Source organism: Microcystis wesenbergii FACHB-1317, assembly GCF_014696875.1.
Taxonomy (GTDB): Bacteria; Cyanobacteriota; Cyanobacteriia; order Cyanobacteriales; family Microcystaceae; genus Microcystis; species Microcystis wesenbergii_A.
Genome location: NZ_JACJQV010000172.1, coordinates 1 through 13,840, shown reverse-complemented (window position 1 = coordinate 13,840; position 13,840 = coordinate 1). Strand labels below are relative to the sequence as shown.

18 protein-coding genes are annotated in these 13,840 nt (G+C 42.6%); 17 read left to right on the top strand and 1 reads right to left on the bottom strand.

Going from position 1 to position 13,840, the window contains the following annotated elements:
- Positions 1-248 precede the first annotated feature (248 nt).
- The 17 genes from H6F92_RS16320 to H6F92_RS16240 all read left to right on the top strand — a co-directional run bounded on the left by H6F92_RS16320 (position 249) and on the right by H6F92_RS16240 (position 11,411).
- Complete coding sequence (locus H6F92_RS16320; protein WP_190358723.1) at positions 249-530, top strand: DUF433 domain-containing protein; 282 nt, start codon at positions 249-251, stop codon at positions 528-530.
- A 160-nt stretch (positions 531-690) separates the two neighbouring features.
- A complete protein-coding gene (gltB, locus tag H6F92_RS16315; protein ID WP_190358722.1) occupies positions 691-5,265 on the top strand; it encodes a glutamate synthase large subunit in 4,575 nt (1,524 codons plus the stop codon).
- Between the two features lie 91 nt (positions 5,266-5,356).
- Complete coding sequence (locus H6F92_RS16310) at positions 5,357-6,580, top strand: hypothetical protein (protein WP_149979343.1); 1,224 nt, start codon at positions 5,357-5,359, stop codon at positions 6,578-6,580.
- Positions 6,581-6,641: 61 nt separating this feature from the next.
- A complete protein-coding gene (locus H6F92_RS16305) occupies positions 6,642-6,806 on the top strand; it encodes a DUF4926 domain-containing protein (RefSeq protein WP_190358721.1) in 165 nt (54 codons plus the stop codon).
- A 9-nt stretch (positions 6,807-6,815) separates the two neighbouring features.
- Positions 6,816-7,055: a hypothetical protein gene (locus H6F92_RS16300; protein WP_002750644.1), complete on the top strand. Its 240-nt coding sequence runs from the start codon at positions 6,816-6,818 to the stop codon at positions 7,053-7,055.
- Positions 7,055-7,483, top strand: coding sequence for a putative toxin-antitoxin system toxin component, PIN family (locus H6F92_RS16295; RefSeq protein WP_190358720.1), 429 nt, complete (start codon positions 7,055-7,057; stop codon positions 7,481-7,483). The genes H6F92_RS16300 and H6F92_RS16295 overlap by 1 nt, the downstream gene beginning before the upstream one ends.
- The gene (locus H6F92_RS16290; RefSeq protein ID WP_228009722.1) at positions 7,480-7,689 is read left to right on the top strand and encodes a DUF4926 domain-containing protein; all 210 of its coding nucleotides are present in this window, start codon (positions 7,480-7,482) and stop codon (positions 7,687-7,689) included. The genes H6F92_RS16295 and H6F92_RS16290 overlap by 4 nt, the downstream gene beginning before the upstream one ends.
- 150 nt (positions 7,690-7,839) lie before the next feature.
- Positions 7,840-8,088 carry a hypothetical protein gene (locus H6F92_RS16285; RefSeq protein ID WP_002738017.1) on the top strand — a complete coding sequence of 83 codons (249 nt, stop codon included), beginning with the start codon at positions 7,840-7,842 and terminating at the stop codon, positions 8,086-8,088.
- Positions 8,081-8,491: a type II toxin-antitoxin system VapC family toxin gene (locus H6F92_RS16280; RefSeq protein ID WP_002750647.1), complete on the top strand. Its 411-nt coding sequence runs from the start codon at positions 8,081-8,083 to the stop codon at positions 8,489-8,491. The genes H6F92_RS16285 and H6F92_RS16280 overlap by 8 nt, the downstream gene beginning before the upstream one ends.
- A gap of 188 nt (positions 8,492-8,679) precedes the next feature.
- Positions 8,680-8,919 (top strand): SGNH/GDSL hydrolase family protein, encoded by a 240-nt coding sequence (locus H6F92_RS16275; protein WP_190358719.1) that lies wholly within the window; start codon positions 8,680-8,682, stop codon positions 8,917-8,919.
- Positions 8,919-9,347, top strand: a complete 429-nt coding sequence (locus H6F92_RS16270; protein WP_190358718.1) for a putative toxin-antitoxin system toxin component, PIN family — start codon at positions 8,919-8,921, stop codon at positions 9,345-9,347. Before H6F92_RS16275 ends, H6F92_RS16270 begins: the two co-directional genes overlap by 1 nt.
- Before the next feature lie 69 nt (positions 9,348-9,416).
- The gene (locus tag H6F92_RS16265; RefSeq protein WP_242030162.1) at positions 9,417-9,581 is read left to right on the top strand and encodes a DUF4926 domain-containing protein; all 165 of its coding nucleotides are present in this window, start codon (positions 9,417-9,419) and stop codon (positions 9,579-9,581) included.
- Positions 9,582-9,590: 9 nt separating this feature from the next.
- A complete protein-coding gene (locus tag H6F92_RS16260) occupies positions 9,591-9,833 on the top strand; it encodes a hypothetical protein (RefSeq protein ID WP_190358717.1) in 243 nt (80 codons plus the stop codon).
- Between the two features lie 31 nt (positions 9,834-9,864).
- The gene (locus tag H6F92_RS16255) at positions 9,865-10,110 is read left to right on the top strand and encodes a ribbon-helix-helix domain-containing protein (RefSeq protein ID WP_190358716.1); all 246 of its coding nucleotides are present in this window, start codon (positions 9,865-9,867) and stop codon (positions 10,108-10,110) included.
- Complete coding sequence (locus tag H6F92_RS16250; RefSeq protein ID WP_190358715.1) at positions 10,107-10,532, top strand: putative toxin-antitoxin system toxin component, PIN family; 426 nt, start codon at positions 10,107-10,109, stop codon at positions 10,530-10,532. The genes H6F92_RS16255 and H6F92_RS16250 overlap by 4 nt, the downstream gene beginning before the upstream one ends.
- A gap of 242 nt (positions 10,533-10,774) precedes the next feature.
- Positions 10,775-10,999, top strand: coding sequence for a C2H2-type zinc finger protein (locus H6F92_RS16245; protein ID WP_002748889.1), 225 nt, complete (start codon positions 10,775-10,777; stop codon positions 10,997-10,999).
- Positions 10,989-11,411: a putative toxin-antitoxin system toxin component, PIN family gene (locus H6F92_RS16240; RefSeq protein WP_190358714.1), complete on the top strand. Its 423-nt coding sequence runs from the start codon at positions 10,989-10,991 to the stop codon at positions 11,409-11,411. Before H6F92_RS16245 ends, H6F92_RS16240 begins: the two co-directional genes overlap by 11 nt.
- A 720-nt stretch (positions 11,412-12,131) precedes the next feature.
- On the opposite strand, the gene H6F92_RS16235 is transcribed toward H6F92_RS16240, so the two are convergent.
- Entirely contained in the window at positions 12,132-13,334 is a 1,203-nt protein-coding gene (locus tag H6F92_RS16235) for a GUN4 domain-containing protein (RefSeq protein ID WP_190358713.1), read from the bottom strand.
- Positions 13,335-13,840: the final 506 nt, after the last annotated feature.

Sequence of the window (13,840 nt, the reverse complement as noted above, 5' to 3'; positions counted from 1 at the left end):
TATGGCTTGATACTGTTGAGTTTTAGCTTTAACTTTAAACTCTAAGACAAACATTTTACGCAGGGGGGACTTAGACAAAATCAGTATAGCACAATAAAAGTTAAGTTAACAAGATATAGTTTAAAAAGCCGTCCTAAAAGGACGGGGCTTTAACCCAAAATTTCGGTAACCGAACCGATATTTATGGGGAATAGTCGGGGGTTCGATCGATACGATAAACTAAACGATATCCACTCCAGAAAACCGCGATGGTTCAAGCGACCGAATATCTCTATATCGTTCGAGACGACGAGATCTTACACGGGGAACCAATTATCAAAGGAACGCGTACACCCGTCCGCGCCATCGTCGAAACTTGGCGTATGGGGGTAGCTCCCGAAGAAATACCCCTAGGAATGCCCCATCTGACGTTAAGTCAGGTCTTCAGTGCGTTGACCTATTACAGCGACCATCTAGAGGAAATTAACGCTTATATCGAGCATAACCGCGTTCCCGACGACTTAATCGATCCGCTGCTAAAAAATTCGTGAATAATCTCTTCGGCATAAAGGAACCCTTGTCACATCGAAACATTTCCTTAAGATATAAGACCGAAGGTCCAGTCTGGATACAAAATTGATATACCTAGAATCGCTACTCTGGCTCACCCTCTAGGCCCTTCCCTTCCAGACTGCTAGGCTATTAGACAAGATGAATAACAATCAAACTCCACGGAAACAAGGACTATACGATCCCCGATTTGAACATGATGCTTGTGGTGTCGGTTTTATCGTTCATAAAACGGGGAAAAAGTCCCACGATATTGTTGAACAGGCCTTAACAATTCTACTAAACCTCGATCACCGTGGCGCGTGCGGTGCGGAAAAAAATACCGGAGATGGGGCGGGTATTTTGTGCCAAATCCCCGACCTATTTTTCCGGAAAGTGACCAGTAATCTAGGTTTTACCTTGCCGGCAGCGGGACAATACGGGGTGGGAATGCTCTACACTGCCCCTGATGCCGAAATTCGCGGGAAAAGTCGCCAGGAATTCGAGAAAATCGCCGCCGAAGAGGGGTTAAAAGTTCTCGGTTGGCGTGATGTTCCCACGGATAACTCTAGTTTGGGCAATTCGGCCAAATCTACCGAACCCTTTATCGAACAGGTTTTTATCGAACGCAATGCCAATTTAAGCGATGATCTGGCCTTTGAACGCAAATTATACGTTATTCGCAAGCGTTCCCACCTCAATCGTCAATCCTTTAATCGTTACTGGTATCCTTGCAGTATTTCTAGTCGTACCATTGTCTATAAAGGGCAATTAATGCCAGTACAGGTGGGTGACTATTTTCCTGATTTACACGACCCCGACTTTCAAAGTGCTTTAGGATTAGTCCATTCCCGTTTTAGTACCAATACCTTCCCCAGTTGGGAACGCGCCCACCCTTACCGTTATATTGCCCACAATGGCGAAATTAATACCCTGCGAGGTAATATTAACTGGATGCACGCCCGTCAGTCGATGTTTGCCTCACCCTTGTTCGGGGAAGACATCAAAAGAATCCAGCCGGTTATTAATATCGAGGGTAGTGACTCCTTAATTTTTGATAATGCCCTAGAATTAATGGTTTTATCGGGGCGTTCTCTTCCTCACGCTGTCATGATGATGATTCCTGAACCCTGGGCAGCCCACGAATCGATGAGTGATGAGAAAAAAGCTTTTTATGAATACCATTCCTGTTTGATGGAACCCTGGGATGGTCCGGCCTCGATCGCTTTTACCGATGGTACGATGATGGGAGCAGTGTTAGACCGCAATGGTTTACGTCCTTCCCGTTACTATGTCACCAAAGATGACCTAGTAATTATGGCATCGGAAGCGGGAGTTTTACCCATTGAACCGGAACGCGTCGCTTTTAAAGGTCGTCTGCAACCCGGCCGGATGTTCCTTGTGGATATGAAAGAAGGTCGTATCGTGGCCGATGAGGAGATAAAAGAAGCTATTGCCAAAGCTCACCCCTATCGCCAGTGGTTAAACCAAAATTTAGTCAATTTAGACGATTTACCGGCCGTTGAAACTGCCCCAACTGAAACTCCTGTTTCCCTCATTCAACAGCAAACCGCTTTCGGTTACACTTTTGAAGAATTACGCCTTTTATTAGCCCCCATGGGCCGGGATGGAGTGGAAGCAGTGGGTTCCATGGGTTCCGATACACCCCTAGCCGTCTTGTCCGATCGCCCAAAACTGCTTTATGATTACTTTCAGCAGTTATTCGCCCAAGTCACTAACCCCCCGATTGACTCGATTCGCGAAGAAATTATCACCTCTCCCATCACCACTATCGGCGCGGAGAGAAATCTCTTGGATCCGCAGCCGGAAAGCTGTCACCTGATTAAACTTAACTCTCCCATCCTCACTAACGCCCAATTAGCGCGTTTACAGGGCAATAGCGAATTTAAAACCGTGACTATTCCCATTCTCTTCGATCCCACTTCGGGAGTCGAGGGGATGCGTAGCACAATTGAGGCAATTTGTCAAGAGGTGGACGAGGCAATTTTAGCGGGCGCGAGTATTATTATTTTAAGCGATCGAGGTATCGATAAAAATCACGCCCCGATTCCCTCACTGCTGGCGGTTGCCGGTTTACACCATCACCTCATCCGGCAGGGAACCCGCACCAGAGTCGGCCTTGTCCTGGAATCCGGCGAACCCCGGGAAGTGCATCACTACGCCCTTCTCCTCGGTTATGGTTGCGGTGCGATTAATCCCTATCTAGCCTTTGCCACCCTCGGCAGTATGATCGAGGAAGGTTTATTGGTAGGAGTTGACCACCAGAGTGCCTGTAAAAACTACATAAAAGCCGCCACCAAGGGCGTAATTAAAGTGGCCTCTAAAATTGGCATTTCCACCCTGCAAAGCTACCGTGGGGCGCAAATATTCGAGGCTATTGGCTTAAATCGATCGGTAGTTGATCGCTATTTTACTTGGACAGCTTCCCGCATTGAAGGGGCCGATTTAGCAATTATTGCCAAAGAATCCCTACTCAGACATGGCCACGCTTTCCCCGACCGGGATGTTAATGTGCATACCCTCGATATTGGCGGTGAATATCAATGGCGTAAAGACGGGGAAGCCCATCTTTTTAGCCCAGAAACCATTCATACCCTGCAACAAGCGGTAAAATTGGGCAAATACGACCTCTTTAAGAAGTATTCCCAACTGGTCAACCAACAGAATCAAAAATTCTTCACCCTGCGGGGACTATTAACCTTTAAAAAGCGGGAAAGTATCCCCATCGAAGAAGTGGAACCGATTGAAGCGATTATGAAACGCTTTAAAACCGGGGCCATGAGTTACGGTTCCATTTCCAAAGAGGCCCACGAATCCCTCGCTATTGCCATGAATCGTATCGGTGGCAAGTCGAACACCGGAGAAGGGGGCGAAGATTCCGAGCGCTACACTTGGACAAATGAACGGGGAGACTCGAAAAATAGTGCCATTAAACAGGTGGCTTCCGGCCGTTTTGGTGTCACCAGTCTTTACCTTTCCCAAGCGCGAGAATTGCAGATAAAAATGGCCCAGGGGGCAAAACCGGGCGAAGGCGGTCAATTACCGGGTAAAAAAGTCTATCCTTGGATTGCCAAAGTCCGTCACTCCACTCCCGGAGTCGGTTTAATCTCTCCCCCACCCCACCACGATATCTACTCGATTGAAGACCTAGCGGAGTTGATTCATGACCTAAAAAATGCCAATCGCGCGGCCAGAGTGAGCGTAAAACTGGTTTCTGAGGTGGGAGTTGGCACAATCGCCGCCGGAGTCGCTAAAGCTCACGCCGACGTGGTTTTAATCTCTGGTTTCGATGGTGGGACCGGAGCCTCACCCCAAACCTCGATTAAACACGCGGGTTTACCCTGGGAGTTGGGACTAGCAGAAACCCATCAAACATTGGTGTTAAATAATCTTCGCAGTCGCATCGCGGTGGAAACCGATGGCCAGATGAAAACCGGCCGCGATGTGGTGGTGGCGACCCTATTGGGGGCCGAAGAATTCGGTTTTTCGACTGCGCCACTGGTGACGTTGGGATGTATTATGATGCGGGTTTGTCATCTTAATACCTGTCCGGCGGGGGTAGCGACCCAGGATCCGTTATTACGGAAGAATTTCATCGGAGATCCCGAATATACGGTGAATTTCATGAAATTTATCGCCCAGGAAGTGCGGGAAATTATGGCCGAATTGGGATTCCGCACCTTAAATGAAATGGTGGGGCGAACTGATGTATTAGAGCCGAAACAGGCTGTAGAACATTGGAAAGCGAAAGGAATTGACCTAACTCCGATTCTCTATCAACCGGAGGTAGCTCCAGAGGTAGGACGCTATTGCCAGATTCCCCAGGACCACGGTTTAGATAAGTCCTTGGATATAACCGTTTTACTGGATTTATGCAAAGATGCCATTGAAAAAGGCGAAAAAGTCAAGGCGACACTACCGATTAAAAATATTAACCGCGTGGTGGGGACGATTTTAGGCAACGAAATCACTAAACGTCACTGGGAGGGTTTACCCGAAGATACCGTACATCTCCATTTTCAGGGCAGCGCGGGGCAGAGTTTCGGTGCTTTTGTTCCCAAAGGGGTGACACTGGAGTTAGAAGGGGATGCTAATGATTATGTGGGTAAGGGTTTAAGCGGTGGCAAAATCATCGTTTATCCGCCCAAAGGTTCCACTTTTGTGGCCGAGGAGAATATTATCATCGGTAATGTGGCTTTATACGGTGCAACCAGTGGTGAGGTGTATATTTCTGGGGTTGCTGGGGAACGTTTTGGGGTGCGTAACTCTGGGGTGACTACGGTGGTTGAGTCCGTTGGCGACCACGCTTGCGAGTATATGACTGGGGGTAAAGTCGTTGTTTTAGGGCCCACCGGTCGCAATTTCGCCGCCGGAATGAGTGGTGGTGTCGCCTACGTCCTCGATGAGTCGGGGGATTTCGCCACTCGTTGCAATACCCAAATGGTAGCTTTAGAGGCGCTAGAAGGGGAAGAAATCGACGATTTACGCGAGTTAATTCAACGCCATGCTGATTACACCCAAAGTCAAAAAGCGGCCATGGTTTTAGCAAATTGGTCGGAAATGTTGCCCAAGTTTGTTAAAGTAATGCCCAAGGATTATAAGCGGATGTTGCAGTGTATTAAAGAGGCGTTAGATTCCGGTTTAACTGGCGATTCTGCCCTCGATGCGGCTTTTGAAGCCAACGCCCGCGATGTGGCAAGGATTGGCGGTAGTTAGAGGTTAAGGGGGGCTGAATAAGCCCCCTTGTTAATTTAGGGGAGATTTTGGGGCAAACTAAAGATAGATTTATGTTTATTAGGCACACAGTATGACTCCCTTAAAACTGACATTTGATATGCCCGCTCACATCCTAGAAGGTTTATTAAACGGTACTTTAGAAAGAGTTGGCGGCGTTGTACGCGATGCCTCAACCAAACAAGTAGTAATGTGGCTTCGGGATACAGCAACTAATACAATATCAACGGCTGGCATTCCAAGTTTTGATCCTGTAACTGGCGTTTTTAATCTAGTCGTAGAGGGAGTGAATGCGGGAGTCTCGATTAATGGCTTCAAGGCTGTTAATCAAAGACTCGACTTAATGCAAGGAGTTTTAACCCTAACTTCAGCCGCAAGTATTTTGAATCTTGGTGTTTCTGTTATCAGTTTTACATTCATGGCGCATCGTTTAAAAGAACTAGAGAAACGTTTACAAAAAGCTCAAGAGTTTTTAATTAAAATTGACAGAAAAATAGATTTGAGTTTTTATGCCAATTTTCGAGCAGCCTTAGACTTAGCGATTAATGCTTTTACCATGAGTAAGGGAGATAATCGTATAAGTAGCGCAGTGAATGCTATAAACAGATTTCTAGAAGCTCAACATATATACTTAGATTATGCTGATAAAGAGTTGGAACAAAAAAGTCAGATAGCTGATGAGTATTTGTTAACTTTATGTCTCGCTTATATTGCCGAAGCTAGATGTTATTTAGAATTAGAGGAATTTGAAACTGCCGCAAGACGGTTTGAAGAGGGTAAAATTCAAATCTATACAAGAATCGAAAAATATGTAGATACCTTGCTAACTTCTAATCCCTCGATGTATTTGCACCCTAAACTAAAAGGACAAATAGATTTATCAAGACTAACGAGAATTTATCAATGGAAAAGTCCTATTTTAGACGAAAATTCTGTGTTTGAAATTATTCGAGATGATATAGGCGGTAAATCGTTAATTGACGATGGCCAGATCAATAGTTGGATTGAGTCTTTACCAGCATCAATAATTGAAAAATCAGAAATCAAAAAGGGATTTTGGGGAATAGAGTCGGAAACACGAAATGCCGTAATCGAGCGATTACCGATAATCATGGAAGATATGGAATCTATAATTGAGACAAATTACCGTTTTGAAGCTTATGAAGTCGAAGTTAAAGCATTGTCAAAACTTGGTATTAGTTTTCATGAATGGCTTAAGCTACAGCCAGAAGAAAACAAGTCTAAAAATAATAATTTAATGTATATTATTCCTAATGAACCCCTCGATCTATCTTAACAATTGTGATTCTACTAAAAGACATTACCGAAGAAAAACCATCGGCGGGAGACGTGGGAAATTGGTAGAAAAACATCAAATCGAGGGATTAGAAACGGGGTATAGTGTCGAGTTTTTCAATATGTTGGGAAAAACGATTACTGTTGTCACCATAGACGAAAATTCCCTCCGTTTCCCCACCCCGCTAAGGACTCGTGTTAAACTGATTAATCATGCTGGTGTCTAGAAGCGACCTATGCCGAACTTAACCTTAAGCAACGAACAAGTAATCGAATTAGTCAAACAACTCCCCGAAGCACAGCAACAGGAACTATTTAGATTCCTCATCCAGCGTCAGTGGGGAAATATGGAAGCTATAACCGATTACGGAAGCCAACAGGCAAAAATCGTCGCAGCAGAACGCGGCTACGATTGGGATACCATGACGGAAGACGAAAGAGAAGAATTTATCGATGAAATCGTTCATGAGAAGTAGTGATTTATACTGTTGTCTTCGACACAAATATTCTCATATCTGCTGCGCTTTCTAAAGGCGGTAGCCCGAATAGTTGTTTTTCCCTAGCCCAAAGCAAACTGATTCGATCGGTCACTTGTCCAGAGATTTTAGGCGAATTATCCGAAAAACTTCTACTAAAAATCAAATTTCCTGAAGAACGAGTTAGAAAATACATTGAGGAAATTTGTGAGGCTTCTAGCATTGTTTCTATAGGTGGAACACTTAGAGCCGTTCCCAATGATCCCGATGACGATATGATCATAGAATGTGCAATCGCTGGCAAGGCTACCCATATTATCACGGGAGACAAACATCTTCTTTCACTGGTTGAATATCAAAATATTCAGATCGTGAAAGCAAAAGACTTTTTGGACTTTTTAGATCGAAATAATAACCATGAATTATGAACTTTACTCAATGGGATTTTATTAAAAGATATTCGCGAAGCAAGATTATCCGCAGGAGACGTGGGAAATTGGTAGAAAAACATCAAATCGAGGGATTAGAAACGGGGTATAGTGTCGAGTTTTTCGATAGGTTGGGAAAAACGATTACTGTTGTCACCATGGCGGAAAATTCCCTCCGTTTCCCCACCCACGAGGATCGACCTTGACCCTACAGGACTGATATTTTCCCATCTTTAGCAGAATATCGGCATCTAGAAGAGGGTGCGATCGCACGGCAGTTATAGTTGAGAGGGTGTGTTACACTAGCCTTAAGGCACTGTGTGGGCCGTACTCGAATTACTTCTCAACAATCCATTATGATAAAAAATCTACGAGTTAGTTATGATGGAATGGTTTTCCGTCCCGAAGAAAAGATTGAATTAGAACCCAATACCCATTACATCATCCAAATTATTTCTCGGGAAGATCCACTAGAAAATAACCATAAAAATGCTTGGGAACTGTTAGAAGAAATGGCTGGCACCTATGAAGCTCCAGAAGATTGGTCAAGGGAACACGATCATTATTTATATGATACTCCCAAAAGAAATATAAGCGATGAATAAGTCCAAACTTTTTTTAGATACGGTCTTTATCCAAGCAATTCTCAATCCTCATGATCAATATCATCAAATTGCTATGCAGTTCCTCCCCTATGTAAAAAATGCAACAGCAGTTTGGGTTACTGAAGCCATTTTTATGGAGGTTGGTAATGCTCTTAGTCATTACAATCGTCCTAAGGTTTCTGCCTTTATCAAGCAATGCTATCAAACCGATAATTTATTCGTTGTTACTATCACTTCTACTCTTTTTCAAAAAGGCTTAAAGCTCTACGAATCAAGATCTGATAAAAGCTGGGGATTAGTAGATTGTTTTTCTTTTATTGTTATGGAAGAAAATCAAATTACCGACGCTTTAACTTCAGATGTTCATTTTATTCAAGCAGGTTTTCAAGCTTTACTACGATAATTAATTAGCGATCACCATTTAGTTAAAGATATAATTTTACGGCAAGCGCGAAGATGAAAGGACTTTCTAGGCCGATAATTTCTCGATTCTAACCGATCGAAGCCCGGAAGAGATAGGCGAACAGAAAACCCTCTCCATTAAGGACTCGTGTTAAACTGATTAATCATGCTGGTGTCTAGAAGCGACCTATGCCGAAATTAACCTTAAGCAACGAACAAGTGATCGAATTAGTCAAACAACTCCCCGAAGACCAGAAACGGGAAGTTTATAAAATTCTCATCCTCAGTCAGTCGGACCGATGGGAATCCTTGTCTAACTACGCCATTGACAAAGCTCGAATCGTGGCGAAAAAACGTGGCTATGATTGGGATACCATGACGGAAGAAGAAAAAGAAGAGTTTATCGATAATATCGTTCATGAAAAATAGTGGCTCCCATTGTCGTTTTTGATACTAATATACTAATTTCTGCCTTGCTTTTCCCTGGTGGGAGTCCACTTCTGTGCGTGTCTATGGCGAGAAACGGGCGGATACAATCGGTAACTTGCCAAGAAATTTTAGATGAGTTTTCAGAAAAGCTTATTGTAAAATTTACACTTTCTGAAGAAAAAACCGAGGAAATTATGGAAGAAGTTTGCCAATTTTCTCGAATTGTCAGAATTAATCAAGAGCTTGCCCTAGTATCTGCCGATCCCGATGACGATATGATCATAGAATGTGCGATCGCTGGGAAGGCGACCCATATTATCACGGGAGACAAACATCTTCTTTCACTGGTTGAATATCAAAATATTCAGATCGTAAAAGCAAAAGATTTTCTAGATTTCTTAACTCGAAATAATAACCATCAATTATGAACTTTACTCAATGTAATTTTACTACAAGATATTCCCGAAGAAAGATTATCCGCAGGAGACGTTGGAACATTGGTAGAAAAACATCAAATTGAGGGATTAGAAACGGGGTATAGTGTCGAGTTTTTCGATAGGTTGGGAAAAACGATTACTGTTGTCACCATGGCCGAAAATTCCCTCCGTTTCCCCACCCCTCTAAGGACTCGTGTTAAACTGATTAATCATGCTGGTGTCTAGAAGCGACCTATGCCGAACTTAACCTTAAGCAACGAACAAGCGATCAAATTAGTCAAACAACTCCCCAAAGCACAGCAACAGGAACTATTTAGATTCCTAATCCAGCGTCAGTGGGGAAATATGGAAGCTATAACCGATTACGGAAGCCAACAGGCAAAAATCGTCGCAGCAGAACGCGGCTACGATTGGGATACCATGACGGAAGAAGAAAAAGAAGAGTTTATCGATAAAATCGTTCACGAACCATCATAATATCCACCGAATTTACGGAGTATATTTTACCATGAATATTACCTTAAATCCCGAATTAGAACAATTAATTAACTCTCAATTAGCGACAGGAAACTATAACAGCGTTGAAGATTTATTAAAAGACGCTTTGTTAAATTTAGCGGACAAACAAAACCGTCAGAATTTAAGCCAAAAAGTTAAAGAACTCTTCGATAAAACTCAATCCTTACCCGGCGTTCAGGATATTACCGAAAAAGATATCGCCGCAGAAATTGAAGCCTATCGGAGAGGCGAATGAAAGTCGTGATCGATACGAATATTCTAGTCTCGGCAATTTTAAAAGGAAGGTTGCCGAGAACGGTTATACAATTCGTGATCGAGTCTAATAAAATCGAATGGATTGTTTCCGAAGCTATTTTAACTGAATATAAAGATGTTGTCAGCCGTCCTAAGTTTAAGCTGTCGGAAGGAGTGATAAGAGAATGGTATAAAGTTTTCGATACAGTTCCTAGATTAATTGATGTTCACAGCGCCGTTGATTTCCCTAGAGACCGATCGGATGCTAAATTTCTAGCTTGTGTTATGGCGAGTGATGCTGACTTTTTGATCACAGGTGATCAAGACTTTGAAGAAGTAGATAATTTAGGATCGACAACTATAATTTCTGCCTCAGAATTTAAAGCGCTCGTGATCGATCCCGTTGCGGATGAAGAATCTTGAAATCCTGTTGATCCCGCGATACTCGATCAAAGGAGTCTTTATGATAAAAAGGAAGGGTAATCAGCACCTCCCTATGTTCTGGTGTGATGGCAAGGATATTAAATTGATACTGATTAAGGCATAAGTAGCTGGTTATAATTAAATTAAAAATGGACTATGCCGAAATTAACCTTAAGCAACGAACAAGTGATCGAATTAGTCAAACAACTCCCCAAAGCACAGCAAGAATGAGCCTTAATACTATGAGCAAAATTTCGATCGAAGTCAGTCCCGAAGCGGCAGAAGTCTATCAATCCGCATCCCCGGAGGAACAAGAACGCGTCCGGGTTCTTGTCGATTTGCTAATTAGAAAGCCAGTTAACAGCGATATCGATTTCTTGAGAAAACTAATGGACGAAATTAGTGATGAGGCGGAAGCTAGAGGATTAACCCCCGAAATTTTAGAATCTTTACTAAATGAGCCTTGAATATTCTTTTATTCTCGATACCAACGTTTTAGTAAGCGCGCTTCTGTCGAAAAACGGCAAAGCTCGTCAGGCATTAGACAAAGCCCAAAATATCGGCAAGCTTTTAATGTCCGAATCTACTTTGTTAGAATTGATCACTGTTTTCAATCGTCCCAAATTCGATAGATATGCCTCCTCAGCAAAAAGGCGGCTATTGATAACGGCGATCAAAAGAACCGCGGAAATTGTCGTGATTCGAGAGAAAATCAAGGTTTGCAGAGATGAGAAAGATAATCAGTATTTAGAACTAGAGATCGATGGTCAAGCGACCTGTATTGTAAGCGGCGATTCTGATCTATTAGTTTTAAATCCATTTCGAGAAATCCCAATTTTAACGATTCAAGAATTTCTAGATCATGACTTTTCCCGTTAGCGCTCAGTCCCCCCACCCACGAGCCAGCGGGAGCATCTCATTTATGCAAGTGAGTAATTATACTTATCCCTAAAACTGGTTTCTAGCAAGGCTTTCAAAATAGCTTGACATAAAAACCTGATTTAGGGGTTACAAAGGTGAGATGCTCCCGATTGGCAAGAGGAAAATTGAAATAATGTAGCTACGGACAAATCTAAACTGGCGACCTAAAATATGGGCTTGCGCGACTAGACCAGCACTGATACTAAATTCCGTTTAAAGGGGATAGTGGGACTTAGACAAAAAACAAATCGAGAAAAGCCTCAACCCCAATCCCTGCTTGGGATTTACTTCGAGAAGCCCAAAATCGCTGAAACCCAGATAGATCAAGGAAAATCATAAATCGAGGTTAACCCTTTGTCCCGTAATGGTTTGAGCCTTTTTTGCTGCCCGAAAATGCCTAAGTCCCAATAGGAAAGTGGGGAGATCCGGAGCTGCGGAGCGGGGAGCGGGTTTTTAAAGTTCGATCAGGAGTTAATCGCATTATTAAAAACGGATTTGGTATGATAGGTTTATCCGATAACTCAATTAACAGAGTATCGACATCTTTACTGTTTTTCATGTCTACTTGTCTTTATTGATAATTCTTTAAGGCTTGACAAAATGCCTGAAGTTGTCATAAGTACCTAAGCAAAATTAATTACACATATCTAACCACCTCTTGCCTCTTGCCTATCTTCACTAGGAAATTAATTTTGCACGACTACTTATCTCACAGATTACAAGTCTTTGAGCGAAAGAAGATATCATCGAACCATCCTCCGAGTGATACGCTTTTAATAAACCCCAACTAAACCAGAATGGGAGATGAGCTTGGGGTGCTAACTCCAAATTAAAGGTTAGGTCATTGTATTCTATCCATTTTCCTCCCTTTCCCCAGCCGACCTGCTCGCCGAACTTCTTCCACACTTCATGATTATAGTCTCTCGTGCCACCGAGACTCTCATAGATTTCTTTCTGGACACTGAAGCCAAACTTACCCATACTATAGTGCAGCCAGAGTTGGTTAATAGTTCGTAAATCTTCACAGGGGAAATTGTTGACAGACGCTATTATTAGCCAGCCTTCCTTTTCCCTTCCTGCTGCCTGACACATAACTTTACCTGTTTCTTTGTCAGCCCCCTTCCACTTACCTGCTGCTAGTAAGTCACGGAGTATAGTGTAGTTGATTCCTTTCTCACTTTTGAGTTCGACTTCTCCTATTAAAACAATTTTTGAAGGAGACTGTAGCTGCTTTATTTGTTCTGGCAACTGAGAAATTATTGCTTCTTTTTCTGTTAGTTTTTCTTGCTCTTGTTCTAACTGCTGTTCTAACTGCTGAATCTGAGATTTCGGTGATTGTTCTATTTCCTGCTGTTCTTGATGAACAGCAGGCTCGATTTCCCTGGCTAATTTTGGCATAATCTTATTTAGTTGTTCGCCAAATTTATGTTTCAGGTCGTTAATGTCAGCATAGCTAGTATGAAAATGTCCTAAGTTATGGAGTTTTTCCTTGAAATTCAACAAAGTCATAATTTCTGGCCTAATTTGACTCATATTGATGGGTGCATCTTTGAAATAGGTATAAATCCGTAGATTACCATTTGCTTTAAAGGTTTCCAACGCTTTGGTAAATTCTTCTTCAGTGTATATACCTACTTGAGTATGAAAGAGGCTGACAAAAATATGGCACTCTGTAATCGCTTTATTGTATTCATCTTGTAGGCGCGTTTTTGACATAGCATCGATAAAATCTTCCCAGACAACTAATGCTAAAAATATTCCCTGTTCTATGTATTTTTTGTTTTTACGGTTGATAAATATTTCAAATTGTTCTCTATCATCTTTCAATTCAGATGAGGAGGCGAGAAAGATTTTAATGATTTTAATGATTTCATTACCCATCGTAGTTTCCCTACTTTGCTTTTACCTTTTCTTTCGCTTTCAGTGCTGTTATTCGGCTCACCAACTCAGCCAATCTCTGACTCAATGGTACAGTCTCAGCACAGCCCCAGTATTGAGCGCACCGCAATAACAACCACATCCGTCTTAGAAGTGCCAAGTTGCTCATCTGTAACTATCTTACTCGCCGTGCTATTGATTGTCGCCATTTTTCTGGAGAAAGCATAGAGGGAAGCGACGTTTACAGTGGGTTTCTGTTTTTCCCCCTCTAATATCAGCTAAACTTATCAATAGCATAAGTAACAATAGTTTCAAACCCCTTTACAAACCGTTATAAACTCTCTAAGATAGAAACATCATCAATCAATCGTACCTCGATAACTTAATAGGAATCATCAACCAATGACCACCACTCTACAACAGCGCGAGAGCGCTTCCCTGTGGGAGCAGTTCTGCCAGTGGATCACCAGCACCAACAACCGTCTTTATGTCGGCTGGTTCGGTGTGAT

Coding starts and splice junctions, on each gene's coding strand:
- H6F92_RS16280 (WP_002750647.1), top strand. CDS start 8,081: ATGAATAAGTCCAAACTTTTTTTAGATACGGTCTTTATCCAAGCAATT.
- H6F92_RS16310 (WP_149979343.1), top strand. CDS start 5,357: ATGACTCCCTTAAAACTGACATTTGATATGCCCGCTCACATCCTAGAA.
- H6F92_RS16250 (WP_190358715.1), top strand. CDS start 10,107: ATGAAAGTCGTGATCGATACGAATATTCTAGTCTCGGCAATTTTAAAA.
- H6F92_RS16320 (WP_190358723.1), top strand. CDS start 249: ATGGTTCAAGCGACCGAATATCTCTATATCGTTCGAGACGACGAGATC.
- H6F92_RS16240 (WP_190358714.1), top strand. CDS start 10,989: ATGAGCCTTGAATATTCTTTTATTCTCGATACCAACGTTTTAGTAAGC.
- H6F92_RS16290 (WP_228009722.1), top strand. CDS start 7,480: ATGAACTTTACTCAATGGGATTTTATTAAAAGATATTCGCGAAGCAAG.
- H6F92_RS16235 (WP_190358713.1), bottom strand. CDS start 13,334: ATGGGTAATGAAATCATTAAAATCATTAAAATCTTTCTCGCCTCCTCA.
- H6F92_RS16285 (WP_002738017.1), top strand. CDS start 7,840: ATGATAAAAAATCTACGAGTTAGTTATGATGGAATGGTTTTCCGTCCC.
- H6F92_RS16275 (WP_190358719.1), top strand. CDS start 8,680: ATGCCGAAATTAACCTTAAGCAACGAACAAGTGATCGAATTAGTCAAA.
- H6F92_RS16255 (WP_190358716.1), top strand. CDS start 9,865: ATGAATATTACCTTAAATCCCGAATTAGAACAATTAATTAACTCTCAA.
- H6F92_RS16300 (WP_002750644.1), top strand. CDS start 6,816: ATGCCGAACTTAACCTTAAGCAACGAACAAGTAATCGAATTAGTCAAA.
- H6F92_RS16260 (WP_190358717.1), top strand. CDS start 9,591: ATGCCGAACTTAACCTTAAGCAACGAACAAGCGATCAAATTAGTCAAA.
- H6F92_RS16245 (WP_002748889.1), top strand. CDS start 10,775: ATGAGCAAAATTTCGATCGAAGTCAGTCCCGAAGCGGCAGAAGTCTAT.
- gltB (WP_190358722.1), top strand. CDS start 691: ATGAATAACAATCAAACTCCACGGAAACAAGGACTATACGATCCCCGA.